We start from the raw sequence: 13,574 nt of genomic DNA on the forward strand, positions 1-13,574 counted from the left end.
CGTACCTGAATTTTCGTTATTGGAACCCCCATGGCTAATTCGTTGCAGGATCAGCTCCTTAAATCGGGGCTGGCGGACAAAAAGAAGGCGCGCCGCGCCAAGCAGCAGAAGAAGGAAGACGCCAACCGCGCCAAGCGTGGCGAGATCGAGCTGGAGGACCCGGCCGAGCGGGCCCGCCGCCAGCGCGCCGAGCAGGCGGAAAAAGACCGCCAGCTGGAAGCGGAGCGCCACCGGCAGCAGCGCGAGCGGGAGATCGTCGCGCAGATTCGCCAGCTGATCGAGACCCACCGTCTGGATCGTGCCCGGGGCGAGGTGGCCTACCAGTTCGTGCAGGACAAGAAGATCAAGAAGCTGCACGTCACCGAGCCGCAGCGCGACCAGCTGGCGCGCGGCCAGATCGCCATCGTCGCCCTGGGCGAAGGCCACGAGCTGGTGCCCACCACGGTGGCGGAGAAGATCCGCCAGCGCGACGAGGCCGCCGTGGTCCTGCTCAACGACCGCAACGTCCAGGACGAAGACGACCCCTACGCGGATTATCCGATCCCCGACGACCTGATGTGGTAACGCGATGACCGCCCCCGGCACGCTCCTTGGTACCCTGCGCACCCTGACGGTGCTTAAACGCATACCCGCGGGTTTGTTGCTGGACGGTGAAGACCTCGGCGAAGTGCTGCTGCCGGCACGCGAGCTGGCCGACGACGCCGCCGACGTCGAAGCACTGGAAGTGTTTCTCTACGAGGACGGCGACGGCCGCCCCCGCGCCACCCTGGGCCGCCCCAAGGCGATGCCCGGGGAAGTGGCGCGCCTGCGTGTGGTGGACACCAGCCGCGTGGGCGCGTTCCTGGACTGGGGCCTGCCCAAGGATCTGCTGCTGCCGTTCGCCGAGCAGGGCAACCGCCCGGAGGTGGGCCGCTGGCAACTGGTCAAGGTGGTGCGCGACCGGGACGGCCGGCCGTTCGCCAGCGCCCTGCTGGACCGCCATCTGGAAGACACCTGCGACGCCTACCGCCAGGGCGACGCGGTGCCGCTGATGGTGGTGCAAAGCACCGACCTGGGCTACAAGGTGGCGGTGGACAACCGCTACTGGGGCCTGCTGCAGGCACCGCCCGGCGTGGCGCCCCCGCGCCCCGGCCAGCGCTTCACCGGCTATGTGCAGCGTCTGCGCGCCGACGGCCGTCTCAGCCTGACGCTGGACCCGCCCGGCGCCGCCAAAAGCGATCAGCTCGGCGAGCGCATCCTGGCGCGGCTGGAAGCGTCCGACGGTTTCCTGGCCCTGGGCGACAAAAGCAGCCCGGAGGCGATCCGCGCCGCCTTCGGGTGCAGCAAGAACGCCTTTAAGCAGACCATCGGTAAGCTCTACAAAGCGGGGCGTATCGCCATCGAGCGCGACGGCATTCGCCGCCTTTGAGTCGCCCGGGCCGGACGCTTACAGCGCGCCGGCCAGACGCTCCACCGCCCAGACGGTGGCGATGGCGATAATCGCCACCGAGCCGATCGGCACGAACCAGCGCCGGTAGGCGGCGGTGCGCCGTACCAGGAACGCCGCCGGCACGAAGATCAACACGATCAGCGCCTGGCCGGCTTCCACCCCCAGATTGAAGCCCAGCAGGGTCAGCACCAGGCTGCCGCCGTCCAGGCCCAGATCGGCGAGCACGGCGGCGAAGCCGAGCCCGTGGATCAGACCGAACACCAGAGCCATGACCCAGCGGCGCGGGAAGTACTGCGGCGCCAGATTGCTGGCCGCGCCCAGGCCCACGGTGATGGCGATCGCCGACTCCACCAGCCAGGACGGCAGATTCACCAGCCCCAGGGAGGCCAGCGCCAGCGTCAGCGAATGGGTCACGGTGAAGGCGGTGACGATGCCCAGGGTGGTGAGCAGGGCCTCGCGCATGGACTCCTTGGGCCGCCAGGCGCCCTGGCGCCACACCAGCACCGCCGGGAACAGCAGCGTCAGCAGAAACAGAATGTGGTCGTAGCCGATCAGAATATGATGCACGCCCTGCCGGAAGAAGGTGGCCAGCGCGGCCAGGCCCCCGTCGCCGTCGCGGCTCAGGGTTTGCTCGCGGTGCTGGTTGCTGAGCGCCACCGGCTGACCGGGCTGATCCCCGTAGCGTACTTCCACCAGGCCCTGGTGGCTGGCGTCGCGGTCGAACAGCAGCCGGTAGTTCAGTGTCAGCGACAGTGGCGACAGGCCGCAGTCGCCCGTCAGCAGGAACACCGCGTAGGTGCCGTCCACATGGTCGTCCACTTTGAGGCCGTCACTGTCGAGTGTGCAGACCTGCTCGCGGTCGCCATCCCGGGCGGTTACCGTCAGCCGGCTGAGGATATGGTCTTCCAGTTCCGCGCGCCGCGCTTTCAGTTCGCCCCAGGTGACCCGGGCATCGCGGTTCTGATCCACGCCCACGGCCCGCTCCAGGTCGCGCAGCGCGATATCCCACTGTCCGGACAGGGTGCCGCCGTCCTCCACGCTGAGGGTCAGGTAACTGTCACTGGGTTTGTGCCCCAGCGCCAGGGTGGGAAGGATCAGTAGCAGTACGGTAATAAGCTTGATCATGACCCGGCCTCCGTACCGTTATCCAGGAACGGCGCCAGACGACTGTCCTGCACGCCGTGCTCGGCGATAAAGGTGCGCACCTCATCCGCCGCGCCGGGCTCGCCGGCGGCCCGCGCCGCCGCCAGGTAGATGTGCATGTCGGCGGGTTCTTTCTGGGTGCGCCAGTTCGCCCGCGCCAATGCCAGGGCTTCTGCCGGGTCGTCTTCCACCACCAGGGTGAAGCGCGCCAGTTCGCGCAAATGCGCGTACTCCGCGCTGCGTTGCGCCGCCGCCATCCGGTCGCGGAACTGTTGCGCCCAACGGTCGGCGCGCCGGTCCCCGGCGTCGATGGCGGCGATCGCCAGGCGCAGCAAGGCGCCGTCCTGGTCGACATAGTCTTCCAGCACATCGATGGCCGCGTCGGGGCGCGACTCGGCGAGCAGGAAATCCGCGTAAAGGTGCCGCAGGTAGCGGTCCTCGGGGTCCAGCGCTCGTCCCCGCTGGATGTGCGCGCGGGCGGCGTCCAGGTCGCCCTTTTGCCAGGCCATTTCAGCCAGGCGGGTCTGCATCCACACCGCCACATTGTCGGCCACGTCGCCGGCGCCGTCCGCGTACCGGCTCAACCGGGCGTAGGCGGGCTCAAGCCCGCCGTTGAGCGCCAGCACACTGGCCTGGCAGGTGAGGGCGGCCGCCGTCGGCACCAGGGTGGCGGCACGGCGGCAGGCTTGCAGGCTTTCTTCATACTGCCCCTGGACCTGGGTGATCACCGCCAGCGTCAGCCAGCCTTGGCCGAGGCGTGGATTTTGCGCCAGGGCCTCCCGCAGCTGGTGGCGGGCCTGGGTGAAGCGGTGTTCCCCCTGCGCGATGGTGGCGGCCAGCACCAGCACCGAAGGCGGCGCGTCGGACCCCTGCAGCCACGGCGACAGGGTGGCGCTGGCGTAGCCCAGATAACGGGGGTCGCCCTCGCGCCGCGCCGCCTGGATATACAGGCGTGCCAGCTGTTCCGCGCTGTCGCGGTCGCGTGGGTCGTCCGCCAGCTTTTCCTGAAGGGCATCGGCCCCGTCGAGAATGCTGGGGGTCGGCAGGCGCTGGAGGACCTGATCGTCGGTCTCGGGGGTATAGGGCGCCGCCACGGCAGGGTTGCCGAAAGCGCCGCCCACAAAAAGGAACAGCCCCGGCAGCGCGAGCCGCCGGAGCTGTTGCAGGATACCCCGTCCCTTAGTTGTTGCTCGACAGGACGTCGTCATAGGCATCCGGGTCTTCCTGGTTGGTGAAACGGAAGTTTCGATTGTTGATGTTGGCCGGCTCGCCGTTGGGGTCGTCGTCCAGCAGCCCCTTCACGAAGGCCGTGAAGTTGGTGTTGTTGTTGACCACCGGGTCGTTGTCGCTGTCGCCGCCGCAGGCGGCGAGACCGACAATCAGACCCGCCAGTAACGCACCCTGTTTAATCAATCTCATCGGATCGCTCCTGTTTATCGAGCTTCGTTCGGAGAGCCCGGGATCGGATTCGCCAGGTACGGGAACTCGGCCAGATAGGTGTCATCGTTGTCGATTTCACCGCTGATCACCGAGGTGGCGGCGGTGGCGCCGGCGGCGCGTGTGCCGTCGGTGTAGAAGTTGTCACCGTTCTGAGGCGTGGACTGGGTGCCGCAGTTGCCGGCGCCCAACTGGCCACAGAGCTTGCCCATCGCCGCGTTCAACGCGATATCCACCACGTCGTCATAGGGACGGCGACCATTGGGGAAGCCGGCGTTGTCACCGCCAACGACGCCCAGATCGTTTTGCTCCGCCGGGGCGGTGGGCTCGATATCGGTGTTCAGCCGCAGCATTTCGCTGGGGGTCACGGTGGGCAGCTGGTTCACACCCGGGAAGCCGGTCAGGAAGGCGGTGACCAGATCGTTACGCGGCGTTTCCGGTGGCAGCGCAGCGTCGCCGAACAGAGCATTCAGCAGCACAGGCAGGCTCGGATTCGTAACGTATTGCGCGAATTGGCCATCGTCCTTGGGTTCACTGGCGTTGAAGCGGTCCTTGTCCGGCAGGCCGATCACCACTTCGTTGACCAGCGGTGAGCCGAGACGGGAGACCTGGGTGAAGGCGCCGCCTTCCACGCTGGCCGGTTTGGCGCCGGCGGAACCGGTCACCGCGGAGCCCTGCGGGGCCGGGTTGATGACCCGCGCCTGCGGCACGCTGGCGGTGGTCCAGCCACCGATCACGGCGCTATCACCGGCGGTCAGGCAGCTTTTAGGAACTTCCAGCGCAAGACTGGTGATGTTCTTGTCGCCGATGATGTTGCGTTCGCCGTCACGGGGGCCGACCGGATTGGTATTAACCAGGTCGAAGACTTCGCCTAGATTGACCACGAAGCCTTCCTTGCGCTGACCGACGAACACTCTGCCGTCGTTATCGCAACCGGGAATGGCGATCGGGTAAATCGCGTCGCTGGCGTAGGCGGGGTAATCGGGAATGGACTTGTTGCCGATGTTGTCCATCGGCTTGATGAAGGTTTCAGAGCTGCTGCTCGCGTTGGTGATGGCTTGCGACTGGCCGCTGCGGCGGTCGCCGGTAATCAGCTTCACCGTATAGGTTTGCGTGACGTTGAGCGCATTGGTGTCGCCCGCGGAGATCGGGCCGATATTGCTCAGCGGCACCGGGGTGTCGCCATCCGCGCCGGCGGGCACGGCAAGGTTCTTGTATTCGTTGTTGAACTGGAACTGGAATGTCAGATCCTCGATAGCGTCGCCGTCGTTATCGATATGAATTTCATAAACGGCGTTTTCGTCGAGAAGAAAATAGTTCGGACCGCCGTAGGCATCTTGCAGCGGCTGGTAGTTGGCGATGAGGGTTACAAAGTCCGAGCGGGTGGGTTCATAGCTGCGGAACATATAGAAGTCCGTGCCGTCGACCTTCGGACTGCCGGTGATGAACGGGGCTTCACGGTGGCTTGACGCGAGCGCCGAGGGCGCGGCCAGAACCAGTGAGGCCACCGCGATGGCGAGTGGTGATTTGGCAAGCAGATGTTGCATTTTTTTCTCCAGTTTTCGGTAGCGATCACGTTGTAATACGAGTTGGGTGATCGTTTGGATGCGGTAAAAAATTAACTTTTTATTGCATCCATTCGGCGGCGGAGCGCGTATCAGAGGGGAGCGGGTAACACTGGAAATTCCACCCTTCCCCGTGAGCGCGGCGTGTAGACAAAGGAGCGGGACGCGCCATGAGTGAAAAGTTTTCGGATATGGTGCAACTAATGGCGCAGACTTCCAGAGGAGACCTGGCTTCGTTCGAAAGGTTGTATAGCGCGACTTCGCCGCGTTTATACGGCCTTTGTCTGCGAATGCTGGGGAACCGGCACGAGGCCGAGGACGTGTTACAGGAAATCTACATAAAAGTCTGGCACCACGCCGGTGAGTACCATCCTGAACGCGGTTCACCGCTCACCTGGATAATTTCCATCGGCCGTTACGCCTGCATGGATGTGCTGCGCCAGCGGCGCGGTCATCAGGATGTGGACGACCTGAAAAATCAGTTACGCAGCGGAGCCATGGAGCCCCAGCAGGCGGCGCTGGCAAGCGCGGACGAAAAAATTCTCGACCGTTGTCTCCGTGAGCTCAGTGATGAGCATCGCGCCAGCATTCAGCTGGCTTACTTTCACGGTCTTACCCATGGGCAGATGGCGCGCACCCTGGGGCGGCCGCTGGGCACGGTGAAAAGCTGGGTCCGTCGCGGTCTGGATTTCATGCGCCGGTGTCTGGAACGATGAAAGCGGATCGGCACGAACGTAATCACGCCCTTGCCGCGGAGTATGTGCTGGGCACCCTGACCGGCGCCGCCCGCCGCCGTTTCGAAACCTGGATGCTGGAGTCGCCACGGGTGCGGCGTCAGGTGTGGTATTGGGAGCGCCGCTTCCAGGCGCTCAACGGCGCCATTCCCGAGCGCCGCCCACCGGCGGTGGTATGGCGCAAAGTGCGTGGCCGCATTGATCGTCCGGGTAGCGGCGCCCGGAACCTGTGGTGGCCGGTGGGGGGCCTGTTGGCCGCCTCCCTGGTGATCGCGGTGATGCTGTTCTGGCCGGCGGCGCCGGCACCGCAACGTTTCGTCGGGGTGATCCAGAACAGCCAGGCGGAACCCCTGTGGGTGCTGGAGGCCCGTAGCGAGGACGGCCGGCGTTACCTGTCCGCGCAGGGCGTGCAGGTGGACGCCCCCGCCGACGGCAAGGCGTTCGAGCTGTGGTTGTTGCCCCGTTCCGGGGCCGCCATCTCCATGGGGCTGTTACCGACCGCCGACGAGGAGCAGGCCGCGGCCTTGACCGAGGAACAACTCCAGGTGCTGCGCCGTTCGCGCACCCTGGCCGTGAGCCTGGAACCGGCGGGCGGTTCACCCACCGGTCAACCCACCGGCCCGGTGTTGTATCAGGTCAGGATGGTCACCCTGTAAGCGCCGCCGCCGGCCGTGGCGGCCGTTGCCGGGTTCGTTCGGGTCAGGACCGGGGTTCATTATGGTCATTGAGCGCGGCGGCGGGCCGGGCGTAGTCTTGGGGTTCTTTCGAATTCAGGCGAGGAACTCATCGTGACCACGGCATACATCGTAGAAGCGGTACGCACCGCCGGCGGCCGCCGCAACGGCCGGCTCAGCCGGGTTCACCCGGCGGATCTGGGCGGTAAAGTGATTGATGCGGTATTGGAGCGCACCGGCGTCGCCCCGGACCGGGTGGACGACGTGATCTACGGCTGCGTCAGCCAGATCGGGCCGCAGACCTTCAATATCGCGCGCACCTCCGTGCTCAGTTCACGGTTGCCGGAATCGGTGCCCGGCGTGTCCATCGACCGGCAGTGCGGTTCCTCCCAGCAGGCCATTCATTTCGCCGCCCAGGCGGTGATGAGCGGCACCCAGGACCTGGTGATCGCCGGTGGCGTGGAATCCATGAGCCAGGTGCCGATCGGCTCCCCGGTCACCGTGGCCAAGGAGCTGGGCAATCCGTTCACCGGCGAAATCAGCCGCCGCTACCCGGGCGAGAACTTCAGCCAGTTCGTGGGCGCCGAGCGCATGGCCAAGAAGTACGGCGTCAGCAAGGACGACCTGGACCGGTTCGCCTACGACTCCCACCGCCGCGCCGCCGCCGCCACCGAGGCCGGCCGCTTCAAGCAGGAAATCCTGCCGGTGAACGTGAACCTGGATGACGGCGGAGAGACCCTGCACGATGTGGACGAAGGCATCCGCTGGGACGCCGACCTGGAGTCCATCCGCGGGCTGCAGCCGCTGGCGGAGAACGGCATCATCAGCGCCGCCAACGCCAGCCAGATCACCGACGGCGCCTCGGCGGTGCTGGTGGCCAGCGAGCAGGCGGTGAAGGAATTCGGTCTCAAGCCGCTGGCGCGCATCCACGCCATGGCGGTGGTCGGCTCCGACCCCACCATGGTGCTGGAAGGCCCGATCCCGGCCACCGAAAAGGTGCTCAAGCGGGCCGGCATGACCCTGGCGGACATTGATCTGTATGAGGTCAACGAAGCGTTCGGCTCCGTGCCGCTGGCGTGGATGAACGCCCTCGGCGCCGACTACGACAAGCTGAACGTCAACGGCGGCGCCCAGGCGCTGGGCCACCCGCTGGGCGCCACCGGCGCCAAGCTGATGGGCACGCTGGTGTACGAACTGAAACGGCGCGGTGGCCGCTACGGTCTGCTGGCGATCTGCGAAGGTCTCGGCACCGCCAACGCCACCATCATCGAAGTGCTCTAACGCCGTTCCAACGGCCCTTCGCCGGGCCGTGCGGGCCAAAAGAAGCCCGGCGCTTGTGGTTGGCGCCGGGCTTTTCTATGTTGAGCGGATAACCCGAAAATCCCCCGACACAGGTGACAGGCATGGCCACAGGCACGGTGCGCAGCAACGGCGTCGATCTCTTCTACGAAACCCGTGGGCCCGAGGACGGCGAACCGCTGGTCTTTATCATGGGTCTCTCCGCGCAGCTGGTGTTCTGGCCGGAAGGTCTGCTCGACGCCATGGCCAACCGGGGTTACCGGGTGATCGCCTTTGATAACCGTGACGCCGGTAAATCCACCGCCATCCGCCAGCCGTTCAAGTACGGCCCGATGACGGCGATGCTGCGCTACATGGTCGGCCTCAAAGTCCACGCCCCCTACACCCTGGACGATCTGGTCGCCGACACCATGGGGCTGCTGGACGCCCTGGGTATCGAGCGCGCCCATCTGGTGGGCGCCTCCATGGGCGGCATGGTCGCGCAACTGGCCGCCGCCACCCATCCGGAGCGGGTGCTCAGCGTCACCTCGATCATGTCCAGCACCAACAGCCCCTTCCTGCCGCCGCCGAAACCGGCGGCGCTGAAAACCCTGGTGGCGCCGCGGGTGAAGATTGAAACCGTGGAAGACTATGTGGCGTTCGGCCTGGGGATGATGGCCAAGCTGGGCGGTACCCTGGACCAGGGCCGCGAAGAACTCACCGAGATGTTCCAGCGCAGTTGGGAGCGGGGCCTGAACCCGCGCGGTATCCGCAACCAGTTCATGGCGATCATGGCCACCGGCAACCTCAGTAAGCGTCTGAAAAAAGTGCGCTGTCCCGCCCAGGTGATTCACGGCGGCAGCGATCCGCTGATCCGGCCCGCCGGCGGCCGCGCCTCGGCGCGCGCCATGCCCGGCGCCCGGCTCGCCATCATCGACGGCATGGGCCACGACTTCCCGCCGTCGGTGCAGCCGCGCCTGATCGAGCTGGTCGCCGAGAACTGCGCCCGCGCCGGCCGCACCGCAAAAGCCGCCGCCTAGCCCTGGTAGGAGCGGGCCCAGCCCGCGAAAGGGAGCGAAGCTCCCGGCAGGATCCCAGAGACGCTGTTAGTGCCCACCTTCAGGCCCGGTCGCCGGGAAAGGTCAGCACCTCGTCGATGCGATTGCTGTTTCGTTGGGCCATCAACAGCCGCTCCACACCCATGGCCACGCCGCTGCAGGCGGGCAAACCATGGTGCATGGCGTCGAGGAGGTAAGGGTCGGCGTCCATAACATTCAGGCCGTACTCCCCTCGCAGCCGGCTATCCCGCTCAAACCTTCGGCGCTGCTCGTCGGCGTCGGTCAGTTCCTGGTAGCCGTTGGCCAGCTCCAGGCCCCGGTAATAAATCTCGAACCGTAAGGCCACTTCGGTGCCGTCGGTGTCCGTGCGGGTTTGGGCCAGGGCGGCGGCCCAGCTTGGGAAGTCGGTGACTACCGAGAGCTGTTCGGCGGGCAGGGCGGCTTCCACCGTGGTGGCCATCAGGTAATCCACCGCGGCGGCTTTATCCAGGTCTTCGGGAGCGCCGTGTTGTTCGGCGCGCTGAATCAGGTCGCTGTCCGAAGTGGTCAGCGGGTCCAGCCCAGTGACGTCGGCGAACAGGTCGCGGAACCGATAAGTCCGCGACGGCGCGCCGGGGAACAGTTCGCCGAACAGGGTCAGGCACTCGTTGATCAGAGCGCTCAGATCAAAACCCGGCCGGTACCATTCCAGCATGGTGAACTCGGGGTTGTGCCGGGCGCCGGCTTCGCCGTCCCGGTAGGCTTTGCAGATCTGATAGATCGGCCCGCTGCCGGCGGCCAGCAGCCGCTTCATATGATATTCCGGCGAGCTCTGCAGATAGCCGTGGCCGGGCACCGGAATGCACTGAATATGGGGGTCGCTGACCCCGTGGCGCGCCAGTTGCGGGGTGTCCACTTCCAGTACGCCCCGGGCGGCAAAAAAAGCGCGCACCGTGCTCAGCAGCCCGGCGCGCGCTTTGATGGCCTCCAGGGAGGCGGTGGGCCGCCAGTCGGTCACCACTAGTTTTTGATACGGCCCGCGTACTCGCCGGTGCGGGTGTCCACCTTGGCGATTTCCCCTTCCTGCACGAACAGGGGCACGCGGATCACCGCGCCGGTGCTCAGGGTGGCCGGCTTGCCGCCGGTGCCGGCGGTGTCGCCCTTCAGGCCGGGATCGGTCTCGACGATCTCCAGCTCCACGAAGTTGGGCGGGTTCACGTTCAGCGGCTCGCCGTTGTAAAGGGTCACCTCGCACATGTCCTCTTCCTTGAGCCACTGCTTGGCGTCGCCCACCGCGGCTTCGTCCGCCTGCTTCTGCTCGAAGGTCTCGGTGTCCATGAAGTGCCAGAACTCGCCGTCGCTGAAGATGTACTGCATCTGCACATCCAGTACGTCGGCGCCTTCCAGGCTGTCGCCGGATTTAAAGGTGCGTTCCCACACCTTGCCGGTCTTCAGGTTGCGCAGCTTTACGCGGCTGAAGGCCTGGCCCTTGCCGGGCTTTACGAACTCGTTCTCGATGATGGCGCAGGGGTCGCCGTCGAGCATAACCTTCAAGCCGGACTTGAATTCACTGGTAGAATAGCTGGCCATAGATATCTATCCACTGTGTCGGGGAATTACCGGATGGCATTTAAGAAGCTGGCCATGATAACGCAGGAAGCGGACGGTTGGCAGGTACCCGACTGGCGCCGTCTGCAGGCCGACCTGGTCACCGGGGTGGGGGAGCTGTGCGAGCGGCTGTCGCTGCGCCCCGACCAGATCCCCGGCGGCGCCGACGACGACAGCGCCTTCCCGTTGCGGGTGCCGCGCCGTTACCTGGATCTGATCGAACCGGGCAACCCTGACGACCCGCTGCTGCTGCAGATCCTCGCCACCGGCCGCGAGCGCGAGGCGGTGCCCGGCTATCACGCCGACCCGCTGGATGAATCCCGCCACACCCCGGTGCCCGGCCTGCTGCACAAATATCATGGCCGCGCGCTGCTGGTGGTCACCGGCGCCTGCGCGGTGCATTGCCGCTACTGCTTTCGCCGCCACTTCCCGTACCAGGAGCATCTGTCCGGCGGCCGTTGGCAACAGGCACTGGACTGGCTGGCGCGGCGCACCGACATCAACGAGGTGATCCTCAGCGGCGGTGATCCGCTGACGCTGAGCAACCGGCGCCTGGGCGAGCTGCTGGAGGCCCTGGCGGCGCTGCCGCATCTGCGCCGCCTGCGGATCCACAGCCGCACCCCGGTGGTGATTCCCGAGCGCCTGGATGAGGGGTTGGCGGCGTTGCTGGCGTCACCACGCTGGCGCGCCACCCTGGTGCTGCACGCCAACCACCCCCGCGAGATCAGTCCGGCGCTGGCGGAGCGCTGCCGCGCCCTGGGCCGCGGCGGCGTCACCCTGCTCAATCAGTCGGTGCTGCTGGCCGGGGTCAACGACGACACCGAGGCCCTGGCGTCCCTGTCCGACGCCCTGTTCGAGGCCGGCGTGCTGCCCTATTACCTGCACCAGTTGGACGCGGTGGCGGGCGCCGCCCATTTCGCGGTGCCGGACGCGCGCGCCCGCGACCTGCACGCCGCCCTGCGGGACCGGCTGCCGGGGTTCCTGGTGCCCAGGCTGGCGCGCGAAGAACCGGGAGCGGGTTCAAAAACGGTATTGGCTGGATAATGTACAATTACCGGGTGTTCAAGTTATATTTGTGATGATCATCACAACAATAATTTGAATATAGCCTTCGCCGGGCGGCGGAGGCCAAGCCTGTGAGGAACAAGCCATGGAAGAGGCCCGCCAAACGGAGTCGGCGTGGGAAGTGCGTCTGGGGGTTCCGGAACCGGAATTGGACAAACTGTCGCTGGCCAGTGCCCGGCCGCGCCGGCTGCGCGCCTGGCTGGATGCGCTGCCGATCGGCGACCCGCACCGCGGAGCGCCGCCGTTACTGACGTTGCTGGACGAACTGCCCCGTTTGCGCGTTGACGGTCGCCGCCGGCTGGCCCTGCTGGAGGAGATCCGGCCCCGCCTCCGGCAACTGGCCTACACCCTGGAAAGCCGCTACCTGAATCTGCCCTTGATGCCGCCGGAGCGTGCGCTGCAGGCCGCCGCGTTATCGCACCGCTTGTTCCAGGGGCTGGCCATCGGCTACCAGAGCGTGGCCGCGCCGCTGTTGCGCGGCAAGCTCAACCGGCCCGAACGTCAAGCCGCCGCCACCGCCCTGCAGCGCGCCATGGACGCCCGCGCCCAGGATCTGTTTCTGCACATGCTGCTCTACAAGGAGCCGCCGGCGGGCACCTGGCAGGTCCTGCACAACCTCTATGCCGAAGCCGAGCGCCACGCCCTGGAGGCGCTCACCGTGTCGGACCCGGAGTTACCCGGCGAGGAAGGCGCGGTGTTGATCGCTTACGGCCGGTTGCTGCTCACCGCCAGCGCCCAGCCCAATCAGCTGCGCCAGCCGGCGTTGATGGCACTGTACCGGGCCGCCGCCCACTGGGCCCGCTGGATGCCGTTGCTGGCGGACGCCGCCGACGCCCCCTTCCATGTGGATCTGCAAAGCGACGCCGGCCCCCAGGCCCTGTCCGCCACGGCGGGCGACGGCCAGGCGCTGCGTTACTTCGACACCCGGCCGCTGGCCGCCGCGCTGGCCGAAGGCGGCCCCGGCCACCGCAGCCGGCCGTTGTCGGACATCCTCTCCCATCATTTGCGCTGGGCCTGGCTGGGCCCGCGCGAGCGGCGCGGGCCGCGCCGCCCGGTGGACGGTGAAATGCTGCTCTGTCTGGGGCTGGACGCGGTGCACCGGCGCCTGGACCAGGGCGAGGGCGATGAGCCCCTGCACCGGGTGCGGCGGGTGGATCACGGCGACGGCGGTTACTGTCTGGAGTGGCGTGGCGGCACCCCCAACACCCTGCGCGCCGGCGGCCTGCTGGCGCTGTCGCCGATGGAGCAGCCGCAATGGCGGGTCGGTGAAATACGCTGGGTGGCCTGGCTCGGCGACGCGGTGCGGCTGGGCGTGGCGTTGTTGCCCGAGACCCTGCGGCCGGTGCGTGTCAGCGCCGGCGACCCCAGTGCCTGGCCGGCGCCGGCGTTGCTGGTGCCGTCCCCGGAAGGTGACGATCCGGAGACCCTGGTGGTGCCCACCACCGGCTACCGCAGCGGTACCCGCCTGACCCTGTGGGACGGCCCGCCCCGGGACACCCGGCTCGGCGTGCGCCTGGCCGGCTCCCCGGATATCGCCCAGTACACCCTGCGTCCGGCGGTCTGAGCGCCGGCGCTCCGCAAGGACAATCCCGCGCGGCGGTAAG

Annotated in this window: 14 protein-coding genes; 8 read left to right on the forward strand and 6 right to left on the reverse strand. The window is 66.9% G+C overall.

Annotated features, from left to right (window positions below):
* The first annotated feature begins 30 nt into the window (after window positions 1–30).
* Together ACMG4O_RS04775 and ACMG4O_RS04780 are read left to right on the forward strand one after the other, a co-directional pair.
* On the forward strand, window positions 31–564 hold the full coding sequence (locus tag ACMG4O_RS04775; RefSeq protein ID WP_142947459.1) for a DUF2058 domain-containing protein: 534 nt from the start codon (window positions 31–33) through the stop codon (window positions 562–564).
* A 4-nt stretch (window positions 565–568) separates the two neighbouring features.
* A complete protein-coding gene (locus ACMG4O_RS04780; protein WP_414434515.1) occupies window positions 569–1,408 on the forward strand; it encodes a S1 RNA-binding domain-containing protein in 840 nt (279 codons plus the stop codon).
* An 18-nt stretch (window positions 1,409–1,426) separates the two neighbouring features.
* On the opposite strand, the gene ACMG4O_RS04785 is transcribed toward ACMG4O_RS04780, so the two are convergent.
* From ACMG4O_RS04785 to ACMG4O_RS04800, 4 genes are all read right to left on the reverse strand, one after another.
* On the reverse strand, window positions 1,427–2,554 hold the full coding sequence (locus tag ACMG4O_RS04785; RefSeq protein ID WP_414434516.1) for a HupE/UreJ family protein: 1,128 nt from the start codon (window positions 2,552–2,554) through the stop codon (window positions 1,427–1,429).
* A complete protein-coding gene (locus ACMG4O_RS04790) occupies window positions 2,551–3,666 on the reverse strand; it encodes a tetratricopeptide repeat protein (protein ID WP_370202863.1) in 1,116 nt (371 codons plus the stop codon). The genes ACMG4O_RS04785 and ACMG4O_RS04790 overlap by 4 nt, the downstream gene beginning before the upstream one ends.
* An 85-nt stretch (window positions 3,667–3,751) precedes the next feature.
* A complete protein-coding gene (locus ACMG4O_RS04795) occupies window positions 3,752–3,991 on the reverse strand; it encodes a hypothetical protein (RefSeq protein WP_142947455.1) in 240 nt (79 codons plus the stop codon).
* Window positions 3,992–4,005: 14 nt separating this feature from the next.
* Entirely contained in the window at window positions 4,006–5,556 is a 1,551-nt protein-coding gene (locus ACMG4O_RS04800) for a DUF4331 domain-containing protein (RefSeq protein WP_414434517.1), read from the reverse strand.
* 188 nt (window positions 5,557–5,744) lie between these two features.
* On the opposite strand from ACMG4O_RS04800, the gene ACMG4O_RS04805 reads away from it, so the two are divergent.
* The 4 genes from ACMG4O_RS04805 to ACMG4O_RS04820 all read left to right on the forward strand — a co-directional run bounded on the left by ACMG4O_RS04805 (window position 5,745) and on the right by ACMG4O_RS04820 (window position 9,300).
* Window positions 5,745–6,290, forward strand: a complete 546-nt coding sequence (locus ACMG4O_RS04805) for a sigma-70 family RNA polymerase sigma factor (RefSeq protein ID WP_228547803.1) — start codon at window positions 5,745–5,747, stop codon at window positions 6,288–6,290.
* Window positions 6,287–6,964, forward strand: a complete 678-nt coding sequence (locus tag ACMG4O_RS04810) for an anti-sigma factor (protein WP_142947453.1) — start codon at window positions 6,287–6,289, stop codon at window positions 6,962–6,964. The genes ACMG4O_RS04805 and ACMG4O_RS04810 overlap by 4 nt, the downstream gene beginning before the upstream one ends.
* Before the next feature lie 132 nt (window positions 6,965–7,096).
* Entirely contained in the window at window positions 7,097–8,263 is a 1,167-nt protein-coding gene (locus tag ACMG4O_RS04815) for an acetyl-CoA C-acetyltransferase (protein WP_414434518.1), read from the forward strand.
* Window positions 8,264–8,385: 122 nt separating this feature from the next.
* On the forward strand, window positions 8,386–9,300 hold the full coding sequence (locus tag ACMG4O_RS04820; RefSeq protein ID WP_370202861.1) for an alpha/beta fold hydrolase: 915 nt from the start codon (window positions 8,386–8,388) through the stop codon (window positions 9,298–9,300).
* 79 nt (window positions 9,301–9,379) lie between these two features.
* Here the strand turns inward: ACMG4O_RS04820 and epmA are convergent, their stop codons facing one another.
* Both epmA and efp read right to left on the reverse strand, forming a co-directional pair.
* Complete coding sequence (epmA, locus tag ACMG4O_RS04825) at window positions 9,380–10,315, reverse strand: EF-P lysine aminoacylase EpmA (RefSeq protein ID WP_142947450.1); 936 nt, start codon at window positions 10,313–10,315, stop codon at window positions 9,380–9,382.
* A 2-nt stretch (window positions 10,316–10,317) separates the two neighbouring features.
* Window positions 10,318–10,887 (reverse strand): elongation factor P, encoded by a 570-nt coding sequence (efp, locus tag ACMG4O_RS04830; protein ID WP_142947449.1) that lies wholly within the window; start codon window positions 10,885–10,887, stop codon window positions 10,318–10,320.
* A 33-nt stretch (window positions 10,888–10,920) separates the two neighbouring features.
* Here efp and epmB point away from each other — a divergent pair, with 33 nt between their 5' ends.
* On the forward strand, window positions 10,921–11,949 hold the full coding sequence (gene epmB / locus ACMG4O_RS04835) for an EF-P beta-lysylation protein EpmB (RefSeq protein WP_414434519.1): 1,029 nt from the start codon (window positions 10,921–10,923) through the stop codon (window positions 11,947–11,949).
* A 106-nt stretch (window positions 11,950–12,055) separates the two neighbouring features.
* Window positions 12,056–13,534, forward strand: coding sequence for a hypothetical protein (locus tag ACMG4O_RS04840; RefSeq protein ID WP_414434520.1), 1,479 nt, complete (start codon window positions 12,056–12,058; stop codon window positions 13,532–13,534).
* Window positions 13,535–13,574 lie beyond the last annotated feature (40 nt).

Source organism: Alloalcanivorax venustensis, from assembly GCF_047495515.1.
Taxonomy (GTDB): Bacteria; Pseudomonadota; Gammaproteobacteria; order Pseudomonadales; family Alcanivoracaceae; genus Alloalcanivorax; species Alloalcanivorax venustensis.